Genomic DNA, 23829 nt, shown 5'->3' with positions numbered 1-23829 from the left:
AGGTCGGGTTCGCGGCCGTGGAGGCCGGTGACGCCTGCCGTGCCGGCGGGTTCGCCGACCCCTGCCGTGCCGCCGGCGCCGGAGCCGACGCAGGCCTGGCGCGTGCCGCGCGAGAGTGCGCGCGAGTCGACCTCGGGCTCCCGACCGGCGGCGCCGGCCGAGCCGTGGCGTGAGTCGCCCACGCGGGGGCGGCGGGCCGCGCGCGAGGATGACGAGGCCCGGGGGGCCGCGGCCGCCGGCACTGCGCAGGGAGCCGTGGAGGCCGGGGCCGGCGGGCGCAGGCGGGCGCCGGAATCCGGTCAGGAGTCGCCCACCGGCGGGCGCCGGGCGGCGCGGGCGCTGCCCGAGCCAAGGCAGGGCGAGGCCGACTCGGCCACCGGCGGGCGCGTTCCCCCGGACGGTGCCGGGCGTGTTTCGGCGGCGGGCGGTGGGCGCCGGCGCGCGGCCGAGCCCGACGAGCCTGCCGCGTTCCGCACCGGCCAGGGCCCGGGCCCCCGCGTCCCCGATCCCCGTGTCGCCGACCCGCGCGGCGGTGATCCTCGCGCCGGCGGTCCCGAGCAGCGCGGTCCCGAGCAGCGCGGTGTCGAGCAGCGTGGTCCTGAGCAGCGCGGTGTCGAGCAGCGTGGTTCCGAGACCCGCGGGCCGGAGCCGCGTGCGGACGATGCGCGAGCGCCGGAGGTCCGGGGTGGCCGCGCGGGCGTTCCCGGCGCTGCCGGCGGACGGCCCGGTGGCGCCGGAACGACCGGTCCGAACGGCCCCGCCAGCGCCGGGCACGGTCCGGGTCCCGGTAAGGGAGCGACACCCGGCGGGCGGCCGGGGCCGCCCGGCGGGCGGGTCCCCGGGGACGGGCCGCCGCCCAAGCCGTTCGTGGACCTGGCGCGCTTCGATCCCAACCCAGTGACGTACCGGGGCACCGCCAGCTCGCCGATGGCGTTCGACTGGGAGTCCACGACGCAGGTCGCACCGTTCAGGCTGTTCCAGCTGGCACAGGCCAAGCGGGCGCGGCAGTTGCGGTTCGCGACGATCATCTTCGTGGTGCTCGCCGTGGTCAGCGCGCCGGCGGCGTTCTTCGTCATCCGGGAGCTCTCCCGCGACCCGGTGTTCGTGGAGCTCGACGACCTCAGGCTGCCCGAGTGGGCGGCCCGCAACCCGACCGACGGGGCGCTGGGCAGCCGGTGGTGCATCCACGAGTGCAGATCACGGCAACGGACCTGGGAGTCGGCGCGCGGGCCGGAGGAGACCAACCGGGCGTTCGTCGGCAAGCTGCGCGATGCCGGGTGGGCCGAGTGGAAGACCCCGGACTGCCAGACCGAGGGCGTGGACGGGATCGAGACGTGCTGGCAGCGCGACGAATACGTCCTCGACCTCTGGGTGCGCGCCGCGGTCTGCGACGTCAAGGGTGCCCGGCCGACGATCAGCCCGGCGCCTGGACCGTCGGGCAGCAAGGCGCCGAGCGGCAAGCCGTCCGCGAAGGCATCGTCGGCTCAGCCTTCGCTGTCGCAGTCGGCCCAGCCGCCCGGCGACGCCGAGTCGTCGGCGCCCGCGCCGACGGCGATCTGCCCGCTCGCCGTGACGACGATCAAGGTCTTCAACCGGATCAGCTATGACCCGGCAGGCGCCGGTGCCGGTGCGGGCCAGGGCGGCGGCCCCTGACGCCGCCGCCGGGGCTCAGGAAACCTCACGGCAGCTCATGCAAAAGGCGCGTCGAGGCGCGGAAAGCGTGCGGCGAGCGGCCGGTCGAAGCGCGCCGCCTGCATCACGGAGGGTAGGGTTCCTGCGTTGGAATGCGTTTCCACACGGGTGAAGGTCAATGCGGGTGAAGGAGGAACGGCGTGACCGTGTCCCTGGGCGGTATCGCGGCGCTGGTAGCGTCGGGTGGGTTCTTCGTGCTCGTGTTGGTGCTCGCCGTGCCGATCCTGCGGTCGCGACACACGATCGACGCTGCCACCGTGGCCATGCGCGACGCCGCCAACCAGACCACGCCGATGCTTGAGCGGGTCAACGTCACGATCGACAACGTGAACACCGCGCTGAGCCAGGTCCACACCACTCTCGACGGCGTCAACATGCAGCTCGCCCGGATCGACACGATCACCGAAAACGTGTCGCATGTCAGCGCGAACGTTGCGAACCTGTCCACGGTGGTCAGCGCCGCCGCGGCCAATCCGCTGGTGAAGGTGGCCGCGTTCGGGTACGGCGTGCGCAAGGCCGCCGCGAACCGGCGCCGCGAGGCGGACGAGGCCGAGGTGCGTGAGCAGGTCAGGCAGCGTCGTCGGCGGGGCTGACACGGTCACCATCCATAATCGATAGAAAGGTTGAGCCATGCGGCGTCTGCTGTGGCTCGGAATCGGACTCGCCGTCGGGGCGCTGGTGGTGCGGGCGGTCGCCAAGAAGGCCCAGGCCTTCACCCCGCAGGGCATCGCGGCATCGGCGCGCGACTCCGCCGTCGGCATCGCCGCAGGCGTGCGCGAGTTCGTCGAGGACGTGCGCGACGGGATGGCGGAGCGCGAGGCCGAGATCCACGCCGCGTTCGCGGACGGCTTGACCCTGGACGAAGACCTATACCCGGAAGGCCGGCAGCACGGATGAGAACCGCGGAGATCAAGCGACGTTTCCTGGCCCACTTCGAGGCCAACGGGCACTCGGTGGTGCCCTCCGCACCGCTGCCCGCCGTCGACGACCCCAACCTGCTGTTCATCAACGCGGGCATGGTGCAGTTCGTTCCGTTCTTCCTCGGCCAGCGGACCCCGCCGTACAACCGCGCCACGAGCGTGCAGAAGTGCATCCGCACGCCGGACATCGACGAGGTCGGCAAGACCAGCCGGCACGGCACGTTCTTCCAGATGAACGGCAACTTCAGCTTCGGCGACTACTTCAAGGAAGGCGCCATCAAGCTGGCCTGGGAGCTGTCGACCAACCCGGTCGACAAGGGCGGCTTCGGGCTGGACCCGGACCGGATCTGGGCCACCGTGTACCTCGACGACGACGAGGCCATCGACATCTGGAAGCGCACCGGCCTGCCCGCCGAGCGCATCGTGCGCCGCGGCAAGAAGGACAACTTCTGGTCGATGGGCATCCCCGGCCCGGCCGGCCCGTGCTCCGAGCTGTACTACGACCGCGGCGCGGCCTACGGCAAGGAGGGCGGCCCCGAGGTCGACGAGGACCGCTACCTGGAGTACTGGAACCTCGTCTTCATGCAGCACGAGATCACCAACGTGAAGTCGAAGGACGTCTTCGACATCGTCGGTGACCTGCCCAACAAGAACATCGACACCGGCATGGGCCTGGAGCGCATCGCCTCCCTGCTGCAGGGCGTCGACAACCTGTACGAGATCGACGAGGTCCGGCCGATCCTGGACAAGGCCGCCGAGCTGACCGGCAAGCGGTACGGCCAGGGGGTCTCCCACGTCGCCGCCGAGTCGCACCCCGACGACGTACGGCTGCGGGTCATCGCCGACCACGTGCGCACCGCGCTCATGGTGATCTCCGACGGGGTCATCCCGTCCAACGAGGGCCGCGGCTACGTGCTGCGCCGCATCCTGCGCCGCGCGATCCGCTCGATGCGCCTGCTCGGCTGGCAGGAAGGGCCGTCGCTGCCGCTGCTGCTGCCGGTCGCCCGTGACTGCATGGCGCCGTCGTATCCCGAGGTCGCCGCCGAGTACGACCGGATCTCGCAGTACGCCTACGGCGAGGAGGAGCGCTTCCTGGCCACGCTCAGCGCCGGCACGACGATCCTCGACGTGGCGATGACGGACACCAAGTCCAAGGGGGGCAAGGTCCTCGCCGGCGACAAGGCGTTCCAGCTGCATGACACGTACGGCTTCCCGATCGACTTGACCCTGGAGATCGCCGCCGAGCAGGGCCTGCGGGTCGACGAGGACGGCTTCCGCCGGCTCATGGCCGAGCAGAAGGCCAACGCCAAGGCCGACGCGCAGGCGCGCAAGACCGGGCACGCCGATCTGTCGGTGTACCGGGCCGCGCTGGACGACGGCGGCCCGGTGGAGTTCACCGGATACCGCGAGGTCTCCCGCGAGACCCGGGTCCGCTCCCTGCTGGGCGCCCCGGCCGCCGGCGAGGGCGAGGAGGTGTCGCTGGTCCTCGACGCCACGCCGTTCTACGCCGAGAGCGGCGGCCAGCTCGCCGACTCGGGCTTCATCACGCTCGGCGGCGGCAAGGTCGAGGTCCTCGACGTACAGTCGCCGCTGCCCGGCCTGATCGTGCACCGCGCCCGGGTCGTGGCCGGCGAGGTGCGCTCCGGCGACACCGCGTTCGCCGAGATCGACATCGACCGGCGCCGCGCGGTCTCCCGCGCCCACACCGCGACCCACCTGATCCACCAGACGATGCGCAACTTCCTCGGCGAGTCGGCGACCCAGGCGGGCTCGCTCAACGCGCCGGGCCGGCTGCGCTTCGACTTCAACACCCCGTCGGCCGTGCCGCAGAGCGTGCTGCACGATGTCGAGCAGCAGGTCAACGAGGTGCTGCTGCGCGACCTCCTCGTGCACGCGTTCATCACGTCGCAGGAAGAGGCGCGCAAGCTCGGCGCGATGGCCCTCTTCGGCGAGAAGTACGGCGACGAGGTCCGCGTCGTCGAGGTCGGCGACTACGCCCGCGAGCTGTGCGGCGGCACCCACGTCGAGCGCTCCTCGCAGCTCGGCCTGGTGAAGATCCTCTCGGAGTCGTCGGTCGGCTCGGGCGTGCGCCGGGTCGAGGCCCTCGTCGGCCTCGACGCCTTCGGTCACCTGGCGCGCGAGCACGTGCTGGTCTCCCGGCTGGCCGAGCTCTTCCGCGTCCCCGGCGACCAGGTCGCCGACCGCGTGGAGCAGACGGTGGCCCAGCTGCGCGACACCGAGCGCGAGCTGGAGAAGCTGCGCACGCAGCTGGTCCTGGCGGGCGCCGGCGGCCTGGCCGACTCGGCCCGCGACGTGCGGGGCGTGGCGTTCGTCGGCACCGAGGCCCCGGAGGGCACGTCGGCCAACGAGGTGCGCACGCTCGTCCAGGAGATCCGCGGCCGCATTCCGGCCGAGCGCCCGGCCGTCGTCGCCGTGACATCGCGCGCCGGCGGCAAGGCCTCGCTCGTCGTGGCGGTCAACGGCGCCGGGAAGTCGCGCGGCCTGTCCGCGGGCGACCTGGTGAAGGGCGCGCTGTCCGGCCGCGGGGGTGGCAACGCCGACCTGGCCCAGGGCGGCGGCGTCCCGGCCACCGAGGCCCCCAATCTGTTGCTGGCGGTCGAGAAGGCACTGTAGCGAGAAGGCCCCTACGGGAGGCCTGCCGTTTGCGGCCCGTCCGGTGCTCCGGGCGGGCCGCGTCGCGTTGGGCGACGGTCTCGAGGTGCGCGCAGTGACGGCGCGGGTGCCGGGCGGGCGACGCGACCGTGGCCTCAGCCGTTAGGGTGCGCGTGTGGGGCAGGAGCAGTGGACAAGGGGCCGCCGGCTCGGTATCGACGTCGGTTCGGTGCGGGTCGGTGTCGCCGTATGCGATCCGGACGGGATTCTCGCCAGTCCGGTCGCGACTGTAGCGCGCGATCAGCGCACGGAGAGTGACGAGACGCCATCCGACATTTCCGAAATTCTCCGCTACGTCGGTGAATACGAGGCAGTGGAGATCGTCGTCGGCCTGCCGGTCAACCTGGCCGGCAAGGAGGGCCCGGCAGCGGCTCTGATCAGGCAATACGCGGACCGGCTCGCGGAGCACGCGACGCCGGTGCCGGTCGTGCTGACGGACGAGAGGATGTCCACGGTGGCAGCAGCACGTAGGCTGTCGGAGCGGGGGGTCCGAGGCAGGCGTCAGCGCGCGGTAGTCGATCAGGCGGCCGCGGTGGAGATCCTGCAAGGTTGGCTCGACGCCAGACGTGCCGGAGCAGTTCGCGGCTGAGCGCCAGGAGGCAGAGTGCAGATGGACGAGCTCAATCTGGCCTGGGAGGACGAAGAGCGCCCGCGTCACCGGCGCCGCGCCTCCGCCCCGGCCAGGAGCAGGAGGAAGAAGGGCCGAGGTGGAAAGACCTTCCTCGCGTTCTTCATCAGCCTGCTGGTCGTCGGCGGCCTGGCATACGGAGCCTACGCCGGGATCGACCGGATCAAGGGCATTTTCGACGCTCCCGATTACACCGGCGGCGGCACCGGCGAGGTGACGGTCGAGGTGATCGCCGGCCAGCTCGCCGGGGACATCGGCAAGACGCTGCAGGAGAAGGACGTCGTCAAGAGCGCCAAGGCGTTCGTCGAGGCGGCCAAGAACGACGAGCGCAGCAAGAAGCTGCAGCCGGGCTTCTACAGCATGCGCAAGCAGATGAAGGCCACCACCGCGCTGGCGCTGATGCTGGACCCGCGCAGCCGCCAGGTCAACAAGGTCACCCTGCAAGAGGGCCTGACGTGGCAGGACTCGTTCAAGAAGCTGGCCGAGGCGACGAAGCTGCCCTACGAGGACTTCGAGAACGCCGCGAAGGACCCGAAGGCGCTCGGCGTCGGCGATGTCTGGTACACCCGCCTGGACGGCAAGCAGCGCGCGCCCGGGATCGAGGGCTTCCTGTTCCCGGCCACGTACGATTTCCCGCCCAACATCGACGCCGTCGGCGTGCTCAAGCTGATCGTCGCGCGGTTCAACCAGGAGATCGAGAAGATCGGGTTCATCGAAGGGGTGCAGACCAACCTGCACATCTCGCCGTTCGAGGCCCTGGTCGCGGCGTCGATCGCGCAGGTCGAGGGGCTCGACAAGGACCAGCAGGGCATCGTGCGCGTGCTGTACAACCGCGTCTACAGCAACAAGTTCCCGTGTAACTGCCTGCAGGTGGACAGCACGGTCAACTACTACCTGCGCATCACCGGCAAGGGTGCCAAGCCCTCGACCGAGCTGCTGCATTCCGAGCTGCACAACAAGAACAACCCGTACAACACGCACGACGTGTCGGGCATGCCGGTCGGGCCGATCAGCAACCCGGGCAACAGCGCGCTGAGCGCGGCCGTGAACCCGCCGAAGCACGACTTCTACTTCTTCCTGGCCATCGACACGGCCGGCAACACCGCGTACGCCAAGACGTACCCGGAGTTCCAGAAGCTGTGGGATCAGGCGCAGAAGAACGGCGTGAAGTGATGCGTGCCGCCGTGCTCGGCAAGCCGGTGGGCCACTCGCGCTCACCGGCGATCCACAACGCGGGCTATGCGGCGGCGGGGCTGACGGGCTGGGCGTACACGGCGATCGAGTGCGGTGAGGAGGACCTCGCGGGGCTGGTCGGCTCGCTCGGGCCGGAGTGGGCCGGGCTGTCGCTGACCATGCCGCTCAAGGAGGTGGCGCTGGGGGTCGCGGCACTCGTCGACCCCTTCGCGGCGGCGATCGGCGCGGCCAACACGCTGGTGCGCCGGCCGTATGGCTGGCACGCGTACAACACCGATGCCCCCGGCATGGTCCGCGCGCTGCTGGAGGCGGGCGTGTCGCGGACGCCGCGGCTGGCGCTGCTCGGCGCGGGCGGCACGGCCCGGGCGGCGATCGCCGCGGCGGCGAGCCTGGCCGCCGACGTGACCGTCTACACCCGGCGGCCGGAGGCGGCCGAGGAACTGCGCCCGGTCGCCGAGGCGCTCGACGTCGAGCTCACCGCGGCGCCGTGGGCCGCCGCCGCGGAGGCCGCCGCGGCGCCGGTGGTCATCTCGACGGTACCGAAGGGGGCCGCCGACCACCTGGCGCTCGCCGACTGGTCGGCCCGCCCGGTCGTCTTCGACGCGATCTACGACCCCTGGCCGACGCCGCTCGCGGCGGCGGCGCGCACGGCCGGGTGCCCGATCGTGTCCGGCCTCGACCTGCTGCTGTGGCAGGCCGTGGACCAGTTCGAGCTCTTCACCGGGGCCAAGGCGCCAGTGGGTGAGATGCGTGCTGCCCTGTCCGGGCCGGGTGAGGGCCGCGTGACAGACTGACAACGTGCTGCGCTGGTTGACCGCTGGAGAATCGCATGGCCCGGCGCTCGTCGCGATGCTGGAGGGCGTGCCCGCCGGTATCGAGCTGACGAGCGCGTCCGTGGCGGCTGAGCTGGCCCGTCGACGCCTCGGCTACGGCCGCGGCGCCCGGATGAGCTTCGAGCAGGACGTCGTGGAGTTCATCGGCGGCCTCAGGCACGGGAGCACGCTGGGCAGCCCGGTCGCGATCCGGGTCGGCAACAGCGAGTGGCCCAAGTGGGAGACGGTCATGGCGGCCGACCCGGTCGACCCGGAGGTGCTCGCCGCCCAGGCGCGCAACGCCCCGCTGACCCGGCCCCGGCCCGGCCACGCCGACCTCGCGGGCATGCAGAAGTACGGCCACACCGACGCGCGGCCGATCCTGGAGCGGGCCAGCGCGCGGGAGACCGCGGCGCGGGTGGCGGTCGGCTCGGTCGCCAAGGCGATGCTGCGCCAGGCCCTCGGCGTGGAGATCGTCTCGCACGTGATCGAGCTCGGCTCGGTCGCCGCGAAGCCGGGGCTGCTGCCCCGCCCGGAGGACTTCGACCGCATCGACGCCGACCCGCTGCGCTGCCTCGACCCGGACGCGAGCGCGCGGATGGTCGAGGAGGTCGACGCGGCCAAGAAGGACGCCGACACGCTCGGCGGGATCGTCGAGGTCCTGGCGTACGGTGTGCCGCCGGGCCTGGGCAGCCACGTGCAGTGGGACCGCAAGCTCGACGCCCGGCTGGCCACGGCGCTCATGTCGATCCAGTCGGTCAAGGGCGTGGAGATCGGGGACGGGTTCACCCAGGCGCGCTCGCGCGGCTCCGTCGCGCACGACGAGATCGTCAACACCCCCGACGGCGTGCGGCGGGTCACCGACCGGGCCGGCGGCCTGGAGGGCGGCATCACCAACGGCGAGCCGCTGCGGGTGCGAGCCGCGCTCAAGCCGATCTCCTCGCTCAACCGGGCGCTGCAGACCGTCGACGTGGCCACCGGGGAGCCGGCGACCGCGATCAACCAGCGCTCGGACGTGTGCGCGGTGCCGGCCGGCGCGGTCGTCGCCGAGGCGATGGTGGCGCTGGTGCTCGCCGAGGCCGCGCTGGAGAAGTTCGGCGGCGACTCGGTGGCGGAGATCCGCCGCAACGTCGCCGGATACCTCGGCAATCTGGTGATCCGATGAGCCCGCGGGCCGTGCTCGTCGGCGCTCCCGGCGCAGGCAAGACGACGGTGGGGGAGTTGCTGGCGCAGCGGCTCGGGGTCGAATTCCGCGACATCGACGCCGGCATCGAGGCCGCGGCCGGCAAGCCGATTCCCGAGATCTTCTTCGACGAGGGCGAGGAGCACTTCCGGGCCCTGGAACGGGCCGCGATCGCCGACGCGCTCGAGACGTTCGACGGCGTGATCGCCCTCGGCGGCGGCGCGGTCCTCGCGGAGGAGACCCGCAAGCGGCTCGCCGGGCACACCGTGGTGTACCTCTCCGTCGAGTTCGCCGACGCGCTGTCGCGGGTCGGCCTCGGGGCCGGGCGGCCGCTGCTGGCCCTGAACCCGCGGGCGACGCTCAAGCACCTGCTCGACCAGCGCCGGCCGCTCTACGAGGAGGTGGCGACCGTGACCGTGGTGACGGACGGGCGCACGCCGCAGGAGATCGCCGAGGACCTGGCGGACCGGCTGTGAAGCACATCGAGGTAGACGGATATTCCGTGCGGATCGGGCGCGATCTGTACGGGTCGCTGCCCGGCCTGGTGAAAGGCGCCAACCAGGTGGCGGTCGTGTTCGCCGCCCCGGTCCGGGAGCATGCCCAGCAGGTGATCCAGGCGCTGGCCGGGTTCGAGGTGCTGCCGATCGAGGTGCCCGACGCCGAGGCCGGCAAGGACATCGCCGTCGCCGCCCGGTGCTGGGACGCCCTCGGCGAGGCCGCGTTCACCCGCTCCGACGCGGTCGTCGGGGTCGGCGGCGGCGCCGTCACCGACCTGGCCGGTTTCGTCGCCGCGTGCTGGCTGCGCGGGGTGCGCCTGGTGACCGTGCCGACCAGCCTGCTGGGCATGGTCGACGCCGCGGTCGGCGGCAAGACGGGCGTCAACACTGCGGCCGGCAAGAACCTCGTCGGCGCGTTCTACCCGCCCGCGGGCGTGCTGTGCGACCTCGCCACCCTCGACACTCTGCCCACCGACGACCTGCTCGCCGGGATGGCCGAGGTGGTCAAGTGCGGGTTCATCGCCGACCCGGCGATCCTGGAGCTGATCGAGGCCGACCCGAAGGCGGCGCTCGACCCGCGCGGCGCGGTCCTCGCCGAACTGGTCGAGCGCTCGGTGGCGGTCAAGGCGCGGGTGGTCTCGGCCGACCTGCGCGAGGGCGGCCTGCGCGAGATCCTCAACTACGGCCACACGCTCGGCCACGCGATCGAGCGTCGCGAGCATTACGCGTGGAAGCACGGCCACGCCATCAGCGTCGGGCTGGTCTACGCCGCGGAGCTGGGCCGGCTGTCCGGGCGGCTCGAGCCCGCGGTCGCCGAGCGGCACCGCGCGGTGCTGGAGCGGCTCGGCCTGCCGGTGTCGTACCCGGCCGGGGCGTGGCCGGAGTTGCACGCGGCGATGCGGGTCGACAAGAAGGCCCGCGGGTCGATGCTGCGCTTCGTGGTGCTCGACGGCCTCGCCGAGCCGGGCACCCTGGAGGGCCCGGCCGACGACCTGCTGCGAGAGGCGTACGCCGCCGTCGCGGTCTGATCAGACCGTGACGGCGGCCGGGACCGGGGCGGTGGCCGGGGCAGGCGGCGAGGCGGGGACGGTGGCCGGGGCGGGCTCCGGCGCCGGCGGGCGCAGCCGCAGATACAGCAGGCCCGCCACCGTGCCGAAGACCGCCCCGATCACCGCCTGCGGGTAGCCGGGGGCCCCGGTCGGCAGCAGGAACAGGGACAGGCCGACCGAGCCCCACACCGCCGCCCGTGGCACCTGGCGCAGGCCGGCGGCCAGCGGCACGAACGCCCACAGCAAATACCACGGGTGCATCACCGGCCCGAGCATGATGATTGAGGTCAGCGCCAGGCCCAGTCCCGCGACGGGGTTGGGCGCCCGCAGCAGCGCCCAGCCCGCGAGCAGCAGCCCGGCGACCGCGGCGACCGTGCGGATGATCTGCATCGGCCCTGGCCAGCCGAAGGCGGACAGCAGCATGCCGAGGTCGGTGCTGACCGACAGCCCGTTGCGCACCGAGGTCGGCGTGCCCATCGCGGCGATCCAGCCCGTGCTGAGCCCCGAGGCCAGCTGCAGCCCGGCGAGCGCCGCGCCCGCGGCCAGGCCGATGCGGGCCCATGCCTTCGGGTTGATCACCAGCACCGTCAGCAGGGCCAGCGCGGCGGGAGCCTTGACGAGCGCGGCGGCGCTGATGAGCACGGCGCCGAGCGCGGGGTAGCGGCGCACGGCGGCGTAGATCCCCGCGATCATCAGCCCGATCATCAGCGCGTCGTTGTGCATGCCGGCCACCAGGTGCAGCAGCACCAGCGGGTTCAGGGCGCCGAACCACAACGCCCGCTGGGCGGGCACCCCGAAGCGCGTCGCGATCGCGGGCAAGCACAGCACCACCAGCGCGACGCCGGCCAGCGCGATCAGCCGGAACGCCCAGACGCCGTACACCACGTGCTCGCCGGTGAGGTTCACCACGGCGGCCGCACCGCGCAGGAACAGCGGCCCGTACGGCGCCGGCGTGTTCTGCCAGATGTCGGGGACGTCGGCGGCGAAGTGGCCGCCGAGCGCCGATGGGCCGAGCTTGTACGAGTCCAGCCCCTCGTGCACCATCGCGCCCTGGGCGAGGTAGCTGTACACGTCCTGGCTGAACATCGGCGGCACCAGCACCAGCGGGCCGGCCCAGCACAGCAGCGTGCGCACGAGATCGGCCGGGCGCTGCTGCTCGAGGGTGCTCCGCAACCGCAGCCACGCGCCGCACAGCAGCGCGATGCCGACGTAGGCGCAGGCGATCGCCACCGGTGGGAAGGCGCGTAACTCACGGATCAGCGGCCAGCTCGCGAACGGGTCCCGCTGGGGAAGCGCCCCGGCGGCGAGCCCGGACAGCGCGATCGCGACAGACCCGGCGAAGCCCAGAGTACGGTTGATGATGTCCGGTCTTCCCACCCCGGCACGCTGGCAGAGCTAGGTGTACAAAAGGTGAACGACAGGTGAACAGGGCCCTGTTCGTTCGGTACACTGTTCCGGGCCTTTTTCTGGTGCCCGATACAATCACCGGGCCTTTTCCCGCACCGGCGGTCAACGGTGCCGCTCGGGACCAATTTTCCCGGTCTGCAGGCCGGCAGTGACGAAAGTGACGTCAAACCACATGGCAACCACGAACGACCTGAAGAACGGCCTGGTGCTCAACCTCGACGGTGACCTGTGGGCCGTCGTGGAGTTCCAGCATGTCAAGCCGGGCAAGGGTGGCGCGTTCGTGCGGACCACCCTCAAGAACGTGCTCTCCGGCAAGGTGGTCGACCGCACGTTCAACGCCGGGACCAAGGTCGACACCGCCACGGTCGACAAGCGCACGATGCAGTACCTCTACGCCGACGGCGAGGACTTCGTGTTCATGGACCTGGACACGTACGACCAGATCACCGTCCCCGGCGGCACCGTCGGCGAGGCGAGCAAGTTCCTGCTCCCCGAGGCCGAGGTGATCGTGGCCACCCACGAGGACGCGCCGCTCTACGTCGAGCTGCCGACCTCGGTGATCCTCGAGGTCACCTACACCGAGCCGGGTCTGCAGGGCGACCGCTCCACCGGCGGCACCAAGCCGGCCACGGTGGAGACGGGCGCCACGGTCAATGTGCCGTTGTTCATCTCGACCGGCGAGAAGATCAAGGTCGACACCCGCGACAGCCGTTACCTGGGCCGGGCGTGACCAATCCCAACGGCTCCTTCCTGGGCGGTGAGGTCACCGCCCAGATGACGGCTCGGCGCAAGGCGCGCAAGCGCGCACTCGACGTGCTCTACCAGGCCGACCTGCGGGGGGAGTCGCGCGGATCGGTGCTGGCCGCCTACGTCGCCAACCTGGAGGAGCCCCGGCCCGGCTACCTGCCGTACACGATCCAGCTGGTCGAGGGCGTCGAGAGCCACGCGGCGCGCATCGACGAGCTGCTGTCGAGCTACGCCGAGGGCTGGACGCTGGCGCGGATGCCGGTCGTGGATCGCAACCTCGCCCGCATCGCCGTCTACGAGCTGCTCTACAACGACGAGATCGACAACCCGGTGGCGATCACCGAGGCGGTCGAGCTCGCCGAGACGCTCTCCACCGACGACTCGCCGCGCTTCCTCAACGGCATCCTCGGCCGCATCGCCGACTACGCCACCTGAGCCGCACGCGGACACGCGGAAGGGCCGCGCCCGCCGGGCGCGGCCCTTCCGTCTGTCAGTCTGCCCGGGGTCAGCTCTGGAACAGGCTGCGCGGGTCGGTGACCAGCACGCCGTGCTCGTTGAGCCGCTCGACCAGGCCCGACGGCGACGCGTCGTAGACGATCGCCAGGGCGCGCAGGTCGTCGGCGCGGATCGACAGCACGCGGCCGTTGTAGTCGCCCCGCTGCTGCTGGATCGCGCGGGCGTAGCGGGCGACGTAGGCGAGGTCCTCGGCGCCGGCGTCGTAGAGGCGCTCCAGGTCGAGGACGATCTTGTTGGTGGGCTCGTGGCGCACTCCGCTGCCCTCGGGCAGCAGCTCGGCGACGGGCACGCGGTAGAACTCGGCCAGCTCGGCCAGGCGAGAGACGGTGACGGCACGGTCACCGCGTTCATAGGACCCGACGACGACGGCCTTCCAACGCCCTGCCGACTTCTCCTCGACACCCTGCAGAGACAGCCCCTGCTGCTGTCGAATGGAGCGCAGGCGAGCACCAAGAGACTTGGCGTACTCAGACGGCATACGGACACTCCCAGTCACTGGCCTGAGGGATTTCCCCAGCGATCGCTACGGAGCGTGACCGTAACTGGCTCACGACGCGCGGTCAAGTGGTCGAGACCCTTCCGTAGCCCTGGTCAGGACGGTTGTTAGGGTAGTCCGAAGCTTGTCCAAGTTCGACGTCCTTTAACGACCCGTCCGGTGAGGCGGGGAAGGAGGTCTGGTTTTGTCGTCTCCGACAACCGGCATTGAGCTGGGAAAAACCATCCTAACGGCGGCTGATGTCGCCCGGGTGGTGGACCGGATTGCCCATCAGATCCTGGAAAAGACGTCCGGTGCGGCCGAAACGGTGCTGTTGGGCATACCTACACGTGGCGTACCGCTGGCCCGCCGCCTGGCCGCCCGGATCGCCGCTTTCGAGGGCCTCGACATTCCGGTCGGTGTGTTGGACATCACGCTGTATCGGGACGATCTGCGCCTGCAGGCGACGCGTGCGGTGGGTCACACCGAGATCCCCCCGGGCGGCCTCGACGGGCGCCGGGTCATCCTCGTCGACGACGTGTTGTTCTCCGGGCGGACCGTGCGGGCCGCGCTCGACGCGCTGAAGGACCTCGGCCGGCCGCGCGCCGTCCAGCTGGCCGTCCTCGTCGACCGGGGCCACCGCGAGCTGCCGATCCGGGCGGACTACGTGGGCAAGAACATCCCGACCTCGATCGAGGAGAGCGTGCGGGTGCTGACGGCCGAGATCGACGGCACGGACTCCGTCCTGATCAAGACCAAGGGGGGCCGGGCATGATCAAGCATCTGCTGAGCGCGGCCGACCTCGACGCGCCCACCGCCACCCTGGTGCTGGACACCGCCGAGGAGATGGCGAGCCTGGCGGCGCGGGAGGTCAAGAAGCTGCCCACGCTGCGCGGCCGGACCGTGGTCAACCTCTTCTACGAGGACTCCACCCGCACCCGGATCTCCTTCGAGGCCGCGGCCAAGCGCCTGTCCGCCGACGTCATCAACTTCTCCGCCAAGGGCTCCAGCGTCTCCAAGGGCGAGAGTCTCAAGGACACGGCGCTCACCCTGCAGGCGATGGGCGCCGACGCCGTGGTGATCCGCCACCCGGCCAGCGGCGCGCCGCACCGGCTGGCCAACTGGGTGGACGGCAGCGTGGTCAACGCCGGCGACGGCACCCACGAGCACCCGACCCAGGCGCTGCTGGACGCCTACACGATGCGCAGCCGCCTCAAGCGCCTGGCCGGACTCAACGTCACCATCGTCGGTGACGTGCTGCACTCGCGGGTCGCCCGCTCCAACGTGCAACTGCTGCACACGCTCGGCGCGAAGGTGACGCTCGTGGCGCCGCCCACGCTGCTGCCCGTGGGCGTGGCCGCCTGGCCGGCCGCGACCTGCTACGACCTCGACGCGGTCGTGCCGGACTCCGACGTCGTCATGATGCTGCGGGTCCAGCGGGAGCGGATGAACCAGGCGTACTTCCCGTCCGAGCGCGAGTACGCGCGCCGTTACGGCTTCGACGTGCCACGCATGCGCCGCCTGCCGGAGCACGCGATCGTCATGCACCCGGGCCCGATGAACCGCGGCATGGAGATCTCGCCCGAGGTGGCCGACTCCGCCCGCTCCACGATCGTCGAACAGGTCGCCAACGGCGTCTCCGTGCGCATGGCGGTCCTCTACCTGCTGCTGGGAGGCAAGTCGTGAGCGAGGAGCGAGCACACATCTTGAAGATCGAGGGCACCACCGTCGGCGAGATCACCGTCGAGGACGGCGTCATCGTCGCGATCGACCCGGCGAAGAAGGGCGACCGGATCGCGCTGCCCGGCCTCGTCGACCTGCACACCCACCTGCGCGAGCCGGGCCGCGAGGACGCCGAGACCGTCGAGTCCGGCTCCCGGGCCGCCGCGCTGGGCGGCTACACCGCGGTCTGCGCGATGGCCAACACCTCGCCGGTCGCCGACACCGCCGGCGTGGTCGAGCAGGTCTGGCGGCTGGGGCGGGAGGCCGGGCTGGTCGACGTCCAGCCGATCGGCGCGGTCACCGTCGGCCTGGGCGGCGAGCAGCTCGCCGAGCTCGGCGCGATGGCCGACTCCGCCGCCCGGGTGCGGGTCTTCTCCGACGACGGGCACTGCGTGGCCGACCCGCGGCTCATGCGGCGGGCGCTGGAGTACGTCAAGGCCTTCGACGGCGTCATCGCCCAGCACGCCGAGGAGCCGCGGCTGACCACCGGCGCGCAGATGAACGAGGGCGAGGTCGCCGCGCGCCTCGGGCTCACGGGCTGGCCCGCCGTCGCCGAGGAGGCGATCATCGCCCGGGACGTGCTGCTGGCCGGCCACGTCGGCGCCCGCCTGCACATCTGCCACGTCTCCACCGCGGGCAGCGTGGAGCTGATCCGCTGGGCGAAGTCGAAGGGCTGGCGGGTCACGGCCGAGGTCACCCCGCACCATCTGCTGCTCACCGAGGAGCGGGCCACGCAGTACGACCCGGTCTTCAAGGTCAACCCGCCGCTGCGCACGGAGGCCGACGTGCTGGCGCTGCGCGCGGGCCTGCTCGACGGCACGATCGACTGCGTCGCCACCGACCACGCCCCGCACAGCGTGGAGGACAAGGAGTGCGAGTGGGCCTATGCCCGGCCCGGCATGCTCGGCCTGGAGACGGCGCTCGCGATCGTGGTGCAGACCATGGGCCCGCGCTGGGACCGCATCGCCGAGTGGATGTCCGCGGCGCCGGCGCGCATCGCCGGCCTGTCCGGGCAGGGCGCCGCGCTGGCCGTCGGCGTGCCGGCCAACATCGCGGTCTTCGACCCGGGCGTGCGCTGGAGCGTCGACCCCACGGCGCTGGCCAGCCGCTCCAGGAACACCCCCTACGCCGGAATGGAACTGCGCGGCCGCATCGAGGCGACCTATCTGCGCGGTGAGCCGACGGTGCTGAACGGAAAGGCGACACGGTGAAGCCCAGAGAGGCCCTGCTCGTCCTGGAGGACGGGCGCACGTTCCGGGGGGAGGCGTTCGGCGGCATCGGAGAGGCGTTCGGCGAGGCCGTCTTCAACACCGGCATGACCGGCTACCAGGAGACGCTGACCGACCCCTCCTACCACCGCCAGGTGGTCGTGCAGACCGCGCCGCAGATCGGCAACACCGGTGTCAACGGCGAGGACGACGAGTCGGACCGGATCTGGGTCGCCGGGTACGTGGTGCGCGACCCGTCCCGCTCGTACTCCAACTGGCGCGCCGCCGGCAGCCTGCAGGACCGCCTCGCCGCGGAGGGCGTGGTCGGCATCAGCGGCATCGACACGCGAGCCCTCACCCGGCACCTGCGCGAGCGCGGCGCCATGCGGGTCGGGGTGTCCAGCGTGGACGACGACCGCGAGGCGCTGCTCGAGCGGGTGCGCAGGCAGCCGGAGATGCTCGGCGCCGACCTGTCCGCCGAGGTCACGACGCCGCAGCGGTACACCGTGCCGGCCGAGGGCGAGCACCGGCTGACGGTCGCGGCGATCGACCTGGGGATCAAGCGCAACGTGCCGCGCCGGCTCGCGGTCCGGGGCGTGACCACCCACGTGCTGCCCGCCTCGGCGACCCTGCAGGACGTGCGGGCCGTCGGAGCGGACGCGGTCTTCTTCTCGCCCGGCCCGGGCGACCCCGCCACGGCGGACGGCCCGGTGGCCCTGGCGAAGGCCGTCCTGGCCGCCCGGATTCCGCTGTTCGGGATCTGCTTCGGCAGCCAGATCCTCGGCCGGGCGCTGGGGTTCGGCACCTACAAGCTCGGGTACGGCCACCGGGGCATCAACCAGCCGGTGCTCGACCGCACCACCGGCAAGGTCGAGGTGACCAGCCACAACCACGGCTTCGCGGTCGACGCCCCGCTGGACGGGCGGGTGCAGACCGAGTTCGGCGCGGTGGAGGTGAGCCACGTCTGCCTCAACGACAACGTGGTCGAGGGCCTGCGCTGCCTGGACGTGCCGGCCTTCACCGTGCAATACCACCCGGAGGCGGCCGCGGGGCCGCACGACGCGGACTACCTGTTCGATCGATTCGCGGAGCTGATGCAGACCAATGCCTAAGCGGACCGACATCCGGCACGTCCTCGTCATCGGCTCCGGCCCGATCGTCATCGGCCAGGCGTGCGAGTTCGACTACTCCGGCACCCAGGCCTGCCGCGTGCTGCGCGCCGAGGGCCTGCGGGTCAGCCTGGTCAACAGCAACCCGGCGACCATCATGACCGACCCCGAGTTCGCCGACGCCACCTACGTCGAGCCGATCACGCCGGAGTTCGTCGAGCAGGTCATCGCCCGCGAGCGGCCCGACGCGCTGCTCGCCACGCTGGGCGGGCAGACGGCGCTCAACACCGCCGTGGCGCTGCACGAGTCCGGCGTGCTGGACAAGTACGGCGTGGAGCTGATCGGCGCCGACATCGACGCGATCCGCCGCGGCGAGGACCGGCAGCTGTTCAAGGACATCGTCGCCCGGGCGGGCGGCGAGACGCCCCGCTCGCGCGTGTGCCACTCCATGGAGGAGGTGCACGCGACCGTCGCCGAGCTCGGGCTGCCGGTCGTGATCCGTCCCTCCTTCACCATGGGCGGGCTGGGCTCCGGCATGGCGCACACCACGGAGGACCTCGACCGGCTGGCCGGCGGCGGGCTGGCGGCCTCCCCGGTGCACGAGGTGCTCATCGAGGAGAGCGTGCTCGGCTGGAAGGAGTACGAGCTCGAGCTCATGCGCGACAAGCACGACAACGTCGTGGTCGTGTGCTCGATCGAGAACGTCGACGCGATGGGAGTGCACACCGGCGACTCGGTGACGGTGGCGCCGGCGATGACGCTCACCGACGTGGAGTACCAGCGGCTGCGCGACCTCGGCATCGCCGTGCTGCGCGAGGTCGGGGTCGACACCGGCGGCTGCAACATCCAGTTCGCCGTGCACCCGGGCACCGGCCGGCTCGTGGTCATCGAGATGAACCCGCGGGTGTCGCGCTCCAGCGCCCTGGCCAGCAAGGCGACCGGCTTCCCGATCGCGAAGATCGCGGCGAAGCTGGCCATCGGCTACACCCTCGACGAGATCCCCAACGACATCACCCTCAAGACGCCGGCCGCCTTCGAGCCGTCGCTGGACTACGTCGTGGTGAAGATCCCGCGGTTCGCCTTCGAGAAGTTCCCCGGCGCCGACCCCGAGCTGACCACGACGATGAAGTCGGTCGGCGAGGCGATGTCGATGGGCCGCACGTTCGTCGAGGCCCTCGGCAAGGCGATGCGCTCGCTGGAGACGAAGGCCGCGGGCTTCTGGACGACTCCGGACCAGAGCGAGGAATCGGTCCTGCCCGATCTGCGCACTCCGCACGACGGGCGGCTCTACACCGCCGAGCTCGCCCTGCGGCAGGGGCACACGGTGGCGGAGGTCGCCGAGGCCTCCGGCTTCGACCCGTGGTTCGTCGACCAGCTCGCCGCGCTGGTGGAGCTGCGCGCCGAGATCGTCGCCGCGGCCGTGCTCGACAAGGCGCTGCTGCGCCGGGCCAAGCGCGCCGGCCTGTCCGACCGGCAGATCGCCGCGCTGCGCCCGGAGTTCGCCGGCGAGGACGGCGTGCGCTCGCTGCGCCACCGCCTCGGGCTGCGGCCCGTGTACAAGACCGTGGACACCTGCGCGGCGGAGTTCGCCGCCGGCACGCCGTACCACTACAGCACCTACGAGGACGAGACCGAGGTCACCCCGTCGGACCGGCCGAAGGTGATCATCCTCGGCTCCGGGCCCAACCGCATCGGCCAGGGCATCGAGTTCGACTACTCGTGCGTGCACGCGGTCATGGCGCTGCGCGGCAAGGGCTACGAGACCGTCATGGTCAACTGCAACCCGGAGACGGTCTCCACCGACTACGACACGGCCGACCGGCTGTACTTCGAGCCGCTGACGTTCGAGGACGTGCTCGAGGTCTTCCACGCCGAGGACAGCTCCGGCCGCGAGGCGGGCGGCCCCGGCGTGGTGGGCGTGATCGTGCAGCTGGGCGGGCAGACGCCGCTGGGCCTGGCCGAGCGCCTCGAGGGCGCCGGCGTGCCGATCGTGGGCACCTCGCCGGCCGCCATCGACCTCGCCGAGGACCGCGGGCTGTTCGGCCGGCTGCTCACCGAGGCCGGGCTGCGCTCGCCCGCGCACGGCACCGCGACCACGTTCCCGGAGGCGAAGCGGATCGCCGACGAGATCGGCTACCCGGTGCTCGTGCGGCCGTCGTACGTGCTCGGCGGCCGGGGCATGGAGATCGTCTACGACGAGCCGACGCTGCGCGCCTACATCGGCCGCGCCACCGAGATCTCCCCGGCGCATCCGGTGCTCGTCGACCGCTTCCTCGACGACGCCATCGAGATCGACGTCGACGCGCTGTGCGACGCCACCGGCGAGGTGTACCTCGGCGGGGTGATGGAGCACATCGAGGAGGCCGGCATCCACTCCGGCGACTCCTCGTGCGCGCTGCCGCCGATCACGCTGGCCGCGGTACACCTGGCGGAGGTGCGCCGCTACACCGTGGCCATCGCCCGCGGGATCGGGGTGCGCGGCCTGCTCAACGTGCAGTACGCGCTGAAGGACGACGTGCTGTACGTGCTGGAGGCCAACCCGCGCGCCTCCCGCACGGTTCCGTTCGTGTCGAAGGCGACGGCGGTACCGCTGGCCAAGGCCGCCGCCCGCATCGCGCTCGGCGCGACCGTCGCCGAGCTGCGCGCGGAGGGGCTGCTGCCGGCCGAGGGCGACGGCGGCGCGCTGCCCGAGCACGCGCCGATCGCGGTCAAGGAGGCGGTGCTGCCCTTCAAGCGGTTCCGCACCACCGAGGGCAAGGGCGTGGACAACCTGCTCGGCCCGGAGATGAAGTCCACGGGCGAGGTGATGGGCATCGACCCGTCCTTCGGCCACGCGTTCGCCAAGTCGCAGGCGGCCGCCTACGGCTCGCTGCCGACCTCCGGCACGGTGCTGGTGACCGTCGCCAACCGGGACAAGCGCGGGATCGTGTTCCCGGTCAAGCGCCTCGCCGACCTCGGCTTCGCGATCGTGGCCACGGCCGGCACCGGGGAGGTGCTGCGCCGCTACGGCGTGGCCTGCGAGATCGTGCCCAAGCACTTCGAGGGGGACGGGGACCGCGACGCGGTCTCGCTCATCGCCTCGAGCGCGGTCGACCTCGTCATCAACACGCCGCAGGGCTCCAGCGGCCGCCAGGACGGCTACGAGATCCGCAGCGCTGCCGTGGTGAGCGACATCCCGTGCATCACGACCCTGCCGGGCGCGGCGGCGGCCGTGATGGGCATCGAGGCGCTCATCCGCGGCGAGATGTCGGTGCGGCCGCTGCAGGAGTTACACGCGGCCTTACGGGGAGCCAGGTGAGCCTTTACGAGCGGGCGGTCCGCCCGGTCCTGTTCCGGTTCGGCGGCGGTGACGCCGAGTCGGTGCACGAGCGGACCCTGCGCATCCTGGCGCGGGCGCCCCGGGCGCGCCGGGCCTACAGCCCGCCCGGAGCGCGCCGCACGGTGTTCGGGGTCGACTTCCCCAACCCGGTCGGCCTGGCCGCCGGCATGGACAAGGACGGCCGGGCGCTGGGGGCCTGGCCCCGGCTCGGCTTCGGCTTCGTCGAGGTCGGCACCGTCACCCGGCACGCCCAGCCGGGCAACGAGCGGCCGCGGCTGTTCCGCCTGCCCGAGCACGAGGCGATCGTCAACCGCATGGGGTTCAACAACGCCGGCGCCGCCGCGCTCGCGGCCCGGCTGCGCGCCGCCATCGACGCGCACGGGCCGCTGCCGGTGCCACTGGGCATCAGCCTGGGTAAGTCGAAGGTGACCCCGCTGACCGGCGCCGTCGAGGACTACGTGCACAGCTTCCGGCTGCTGTACGGCCTGGGCTCGTACTTCGCCGTCAACGTCAGCTCGCCGAACACGCCCGGCCTGCGCGAGCTGCAGGACAAGGCGCACCTGTCGGCCCTGCTGGGCGCGCTGCGCGCCGAGGCGCTGACGCTGGGCGGGCAGGTGCCGATCCTGGTGAAGGTCGCGCCCGACCTGACCGACTCGGCGCTGGGCGAGCTGCTCGACGTCTGCCTCGGTCTGGGCGTGGCCGGGCTCATCGCGACCAACACCACGGTCGAGCGCCCCGGGGTGCGCACGGGCGAGAGCGGCGGGCTCAGCGGCCGGCCGCTCGCCCCGCGGGCGCTGGAGGTCGTACGGTTCGTGGCCAAGGAGAGCGGGCTGCCGGTGATCGGCGTGGGCGGGATCACCCGGCCGGAGGACGCGCAGCGGATGCTCGAGGCGGGCGCCGCGCTGGTCCAGCTGTACTCCGGCCTCATCTACCACGGTCCCGGCCTCGTCCGGGGTGCCGTCGCAGCGACGAGGAGCATGTCGTGACCGAACCGTTCGGGGCCCGCCTGCGGGCCGCCATGGACTCGCTGGGGCCGCTCTGCGTCGGCATCGACCCCCACCCCTCTCTGCTGGCCTCCTGGGGCCTCTCCGACGATGTCAAGGGCCTGGAACGGTTCGGTCGTACGGTGGGAGAGGCCCTGGCCGGACGGGTCGCGGCGGTCAAGCCGCAGTCCGCCTTTTTTGAGCGTTTCGGCTCCAGGGGCATAGCGGTCCTCGAGTCGGTTATCCGACAGTTGAGGCAGGCCGGAAGCCTGGTGATCCTGGACGTCAAGCGGGGCGACATCGGCTCCACGGCCGCCGCGTACGCCGACGCCTACCTCGATCCGGCCGCCCCGCTGTGCGCCGACGCGATTACGGTCAGCCCCTATCTGGGCTTCGGCTCGCTGCGCCCAATCATCGACAAAGCCCAGCAGAACGGGCTCGGGGTGTTCGTCCTCGCGCTCACCTCCAATCCGGAGGGCGCGGCCGTCCAGCGCGCCGTCGCGGCCGGCGGGCGGACCGTCGCACAGACCATCATCGACGAGATTTCGCAGGTCAACGCGGGTGTTAGCCCTATGGGAAGCGTCGGCGTGGTGATCGGGGCGACCGTCGGGCCGACCGGACACGAGCTGATCAACCTCAATGGACCGATCCTCGCGCCGGGTCTCGGCGCGCAGGGCGGGCGGGCCGAGGATCTTCGCGATGTCTTCGGCGACGCGATCGGGTTGGTCCTGCCGTCGTGGTCCCGGGAGGTCCTCGCGGCGGGTCCGGATCCGGCCGCATTGCGGGCCGCGGCGGACCGCGCGCGTGAATCCTGTGCGTCCGCAATTGCGATCACTGCGTGATCGTCGAATCTTCACAAGGTGTCGATCTTGTCATCCCACGTTGCCGAAATGGCTTCTGACCGCTAGTTTTCCCGGCGCTAGACCATCAACACTTTTTCAAGGGACCTGAGGAGACCTGGTGCCGCTCCCGTCACTGAGCCCGGAACAGCGCGCGGCCGCTTTGGAAAAGGCGGCTGAGATCCGCAAGGCTCGCGCTGAGCTGAAGGAGCAACTCAAGCAGGGCAAGACGACGCTTGCTGCCGTGATCGACCGTGCGGAGGCCGACGACGTCGTCGGCAAGCTGAAGGTCTCGGCCGTGCTCCAGGCGATGCCCGGCATCGGCAAGATCCGGGCAACGCAGATCATGGAGAAGCTGAAGATCGCCGAGAGCCGCCGCCTGCGCGGCCTGGGCGACCAGCAGCGTAAGGCCCTGCTCGGGGAGTTCGCCGGCGGCAAGTGACCCGCCCGGCGGTCCCCCCGGACCGGTTGCAATGACTCGACGCGCCCGGACCTCGGTCCGGGCGCGTCGGCGTTGTCGCAGCTCTGGTAAGGTTGTCAGGTTCGTGAGCTGTCAATTGCGAAAGTTTTGAGGTTGTATCCGTGGCCGGAACCGTGGCAGACCCGCAGGGGATCACCAACCCGCCGATCGACGAGCTGCTGGAAAAGACGACGTCGAAGTACGCCTTGGTGATTTTCGCGGCGAAGCGTGCCCGTCAGGTCAATGCCTACTACAGCCAGCTGGGCGAGGGGCTCCTCGAATACGTGGGTCCGCTCGTGGAGACCACGCCGCAGGAGAAGCCGCTCTCCATCGCTCTGCGCGAGATCAACAGCGGGCTGCTGACCGCCGAGCGCATTGACGAGACGCCCTGAGCGA

At 71.7% G+C, this 23829-nt stretch carries 23 protein-coding genes; 21 read left to right on the top strand and 2 right to left on the bottom strand.

What is annotated here, in order from left to right:
- Window positions 1-897 precede the first annotated feature (897 nt).
- The 10 genes from ABT297_RS18655 (at window position 898) to aroB (ending at window position 10627) form a co-directional block, all read left to right on the top strand.
- Window positions 898-1653: a hypothetical protein gene (locus ABT297_RS18655; RefSeq protein ID WP_350550796.1), complete on the top strand. Its 756-nt coding sequence runs from the start codon at window positions 898-900 to the stop codon at window positions 1651-1653.
- 185 nt (window positions 1654-1838) lie between these two features.
- Complete coding sequence (locus ABT297_RS18650) at window positions 1839-2285, top strand: DUF948 domain-containing protein (protein WP_350550814.1); 447 nt, start codon at window positions 1839-1841, stop codon at window positions 2283-2285.
- A 37-nt stretch (window positions 2286-2322) separates the two neighbouring features.
- Complete coding sequence (locus tag ABT297_RS18645; RefSeq protein ID WP_350550793.1) at window positions 2323-2589, top strand: hypothetical protein; 267 nt, start codon at window positions 2323-2325, stop codon at window positions 2587-2589.
- Window positions 2586-5246: an alanine--tRNA ligase gene (gene alaS / locus ABT297_RS18640; RefSeq protein WP_350550791.1), complete on the top strand. Its 2661-nt coding sequence runs from the start codon at window positions 2586-2588 to the stop codon at window positions 5244-5246. Before ABT297_RS18645 ends, alaS begins: the two co-directional genes overlap by 4 nt.
- Before the next feature lie 154 nt (window positions 5247-5400).
- The gene (ruvX, locus tag ABT297_RS18635) at window positions 5401-5874 is read left to right on the top strand and encodes a Holliday junction resolvase RuvX (protein ID WP_350550788.1); all 474 of its coding nucleotides are present in this window, start codon (window positions 5401-5403) and stop codon (window positions 5872-5874) included.
- Window positions 5875-5895: 21 nt separating this feature from the next.
- Window positions 5896-7086, top strand: a complete 1191-nt coding sequence (mltG, locus tag ABT297_RS18630; RefSeq protein ID WP_350550786.1) for an endolytic transglycosylase MltG — start codon at window positions 5896-5898, stop codon at window positions 7084-7086.
- The gene (locus ABT297_RS18625) at window positions 7086-7901 is read left to right on the top strand and encodes a shikimate dehydrogenase (protein ID WP_350550783.1); all 816 of its coding nucleotides are present in this window, start codon (window positions 7086-7088) and stop codon (window positions 7899-7901) included. The genes mltG and ABT297_RS18625 overlap by 1 nt, the downstream gene beginning before the upstream one ends.
- A gap of 4 nt (window positions 7902-7905) precedes the next feature.
- Window positions 7906-9084, top strand: a complete 1179-nt coding sequence (gene aroC, locus ABT297_RS18620) for a chorismate synthase (protein WP_350550780.1) — start codon at window positions 7906-7908, stop codon at window positions 9082-9084.
- Window positions 9081-9578, top strand: a complete 498-nt coding sequence (locus tag ABT297_RS18615) for a shikimate kinase (protein ID WP_350550778.1) — start codon at window positions 9081-9083, stop codon at window positions 9576-9578. The genes aroC and ABT297_RS18615 overlap by 4 nt, the downstream gene beginning before the upstream one ends.
- Window positions 9575-10627 (top strand): 3-dehydroquinate synthase, encoded by a 1053-nt coding sequence (gene aroB / locus ABT297_RS18610; protein WP_350550776.1) that lies wholly within the window; start codon window positions 9575-9577, stop codon window positions 10625-10627. The genes ABT297_RS18615 and aroB overlap by 4 nt, the downstream gene beginning before the upstream one ends.
- Here the strand turns inward: aroB and mptB are convergent, their stop codons facing one another.
- A complete protein-coding gene (gene mptB, locus ABT297_RS18605) occupies window positions 10628-12025 on the bottom strand; it encodes a polyprenol phosphomannose-dependent alpha 1,6 mannosyltransferase MptB (protein ID WP_350550774.1) in 1398 nt (465 codons plus the stop codon).
- Between the two features lie 202 nt (window positions 12026-12227).
- Here mptB and efp point away from each other — a divergent pair, with 202 nt between their 5' ends.
- Window positions 12228-12785, top strand: a complete 558-nt coding sequence (efp, locus tag ABT297_RS18600; RefSeq protein WP_350550771.1) for an elongation factor P — start codon at window positions 12228-12230, stop codon at window positions 12783-12785.
- A gap of 44 nt (window positions 12786-12829) precedes the next feature.
- Window positions 12830-13237, top strand: coding sequence for a transcription antitermination factor NusB (gene nusB, locus ABT297_RS18595; protein WP_350550812.1), 408 nt, complete (start codon window positions 12830-12832; stop codon window positions 13235-13237).
- A gap of 70 nt (window positions 13238-13307) precedes the next feature.
- On the opposite strand, the gene bldD is transcribed toward nusB, so the two are convergent.
- Complete coding sequence (gene bldD, locus ABT297_RS18590; protein WP_033356835.1) at window positions 13308-13796, bottom strand: transcriptional regulator BldD; 489 nt, start codon at window positions 13794-13796, stop codon at window positions 13308-13310.
- Between the two features lie 196 nt (window positions 13797-13992).
- On the opposite strand from bldD, the gene pyrR reads away from it, so the two are divergent.
- The 9 genes from pyrR to rpoZ all read left to right on the top strand — a co-directional run bounded on the left by pyrR (window position 13993) and on the right by rpoZ (window position 23825).
- Entirely contained in the window at window positions 13993-14568 is a 576-nt protein-coding gene (gene pyrR, locus ABT297_RS18585; RefSeq protein ID WP_350550809.1) for a bifunctional pyr operon transcriptional regulator/uracil phosphoribosyltransferase PyrR, read from the top strand.
- Window positions 14565-15479, top strand: coding sequence for an aspartate carbamoyltransferase catalytic subunit (locus ABT297_RS18580; protein WP_350550767.1), 915 nt, complete (start codon window positions 14565-14567; stop codon window positions 15477-15479). Before pyrR ends, ABT297_RS18580 begins: the two co-directional genes overlap by 4 nt.
- Before the next feature lie 50 nt (window positions 15480-15529).
- Window positions 15530-16726 carry a dihydroorotase gene (locus tag ABT297_RS18575; RefSeq protein ID WP_502885588.1) on the top strand — a complete coding sequence of 399 codons (1197 nt, stop codon included), beginning with the start codon at window positions 15530-15532 and terminating at the stop codon, window positions 16724-16726.
- The gene (carA, locus tag ABT297_RS18570) at window positions 16723-17835 is read left to right on the top strand and encodes a glutamine-hydrolyzing carbamoyl-phosphate synthase small subunit (protein ID WP_350550762.1); all 1113 of its coding nucleotides are present in this window, start codon (window positions 16723-16725) and stop codon (window positions 17833-17835) included. The genes ABT297_RS18575 and carA overlap by 4 nt, the downstream gene beginning before the upstream one ends.
- Window positions 17828-21130, top strand: a complete 3303-nt coding sequence (gene carB / locus ABT297_RS18565; protein ID WP_350550759.1) for a carbamoyl-phosphate synthase large subunit — start codon at window positions 17828-17830, stop codon at window positions 21128-21130. The genes carA and carB overlap by 8 nt, the downstream gene beginning before the upstream one ends.
- On the top strand, window positions 21127-22137 hold the full coding sequence (locus tag ABT297_RS18560; protein ID WP_350550756.1) for a quinone-dependent dihydroorotate dehydrogenase: 1011 nt from the start codon (window positions 21127-21129) through the stop codon (window positions 22135-22137). The genes carB and ABT297_RS18560 overlap by 4 nt, the downstream gene beginning before the upstream one ends.
- Window positions 22134-22976: an orotidine-5'-phosphate decarboxylase gene (gene pyrF, locus ABT297_RS18555; protein WP_350550753.1), complete on the top strand. Its 843-nt coding sequence runs from the start codon at window positions 22134-22136 to the stop codon at window positions 22974-22976. The genes ABT297_RS18560 and pyrF overlap by 4 nt, the downstream gene beginning before the upstream one ends.
- Before the next feature lie 118 nt (window positions 22977-23094).
- Window positions 23095-23415: an integration host factor, actinobacterial type gene (mihF, locus tag ABT297_RS18550; RefSeq protein ID WP_238011451.1), complete on the top strand. Its 321-nt coding sequence runs from the start codon at window positions 23095-23097 to the stop codon at window positions 23413-23415.
- 140 nt (window positions 23416-23555) lie between these two features.
- Window positions 23556-23825 (top strand): DNA-directed RNA polymerase subunit omega, encoded by a 270-nt coding sequence (rpoZ, locus tag ABT297_RS18545; RefSeq protein ID WP_350550750.1) that lies wholly within the window; start codon window positions 23556-23558, stop codon window positions 23823-23825.
- Window positions 23826-23829 lie beyond the last annotated feature (4 nt).

It is taken from the genome of Dactylosporangium sp. NPDC000555 (assembly GCF_040300025.1).
Taxonomy (GTDB): Bacteria; Actinomycetota; Actinomycetes; order Mycobacteriales; family Micromonosporaceae; genus Dactylosporangium.
Note: the sequence above shows the minus strand (reverse complement) of the source record. Positions and strands in the feature narration are given on the sequence as shown.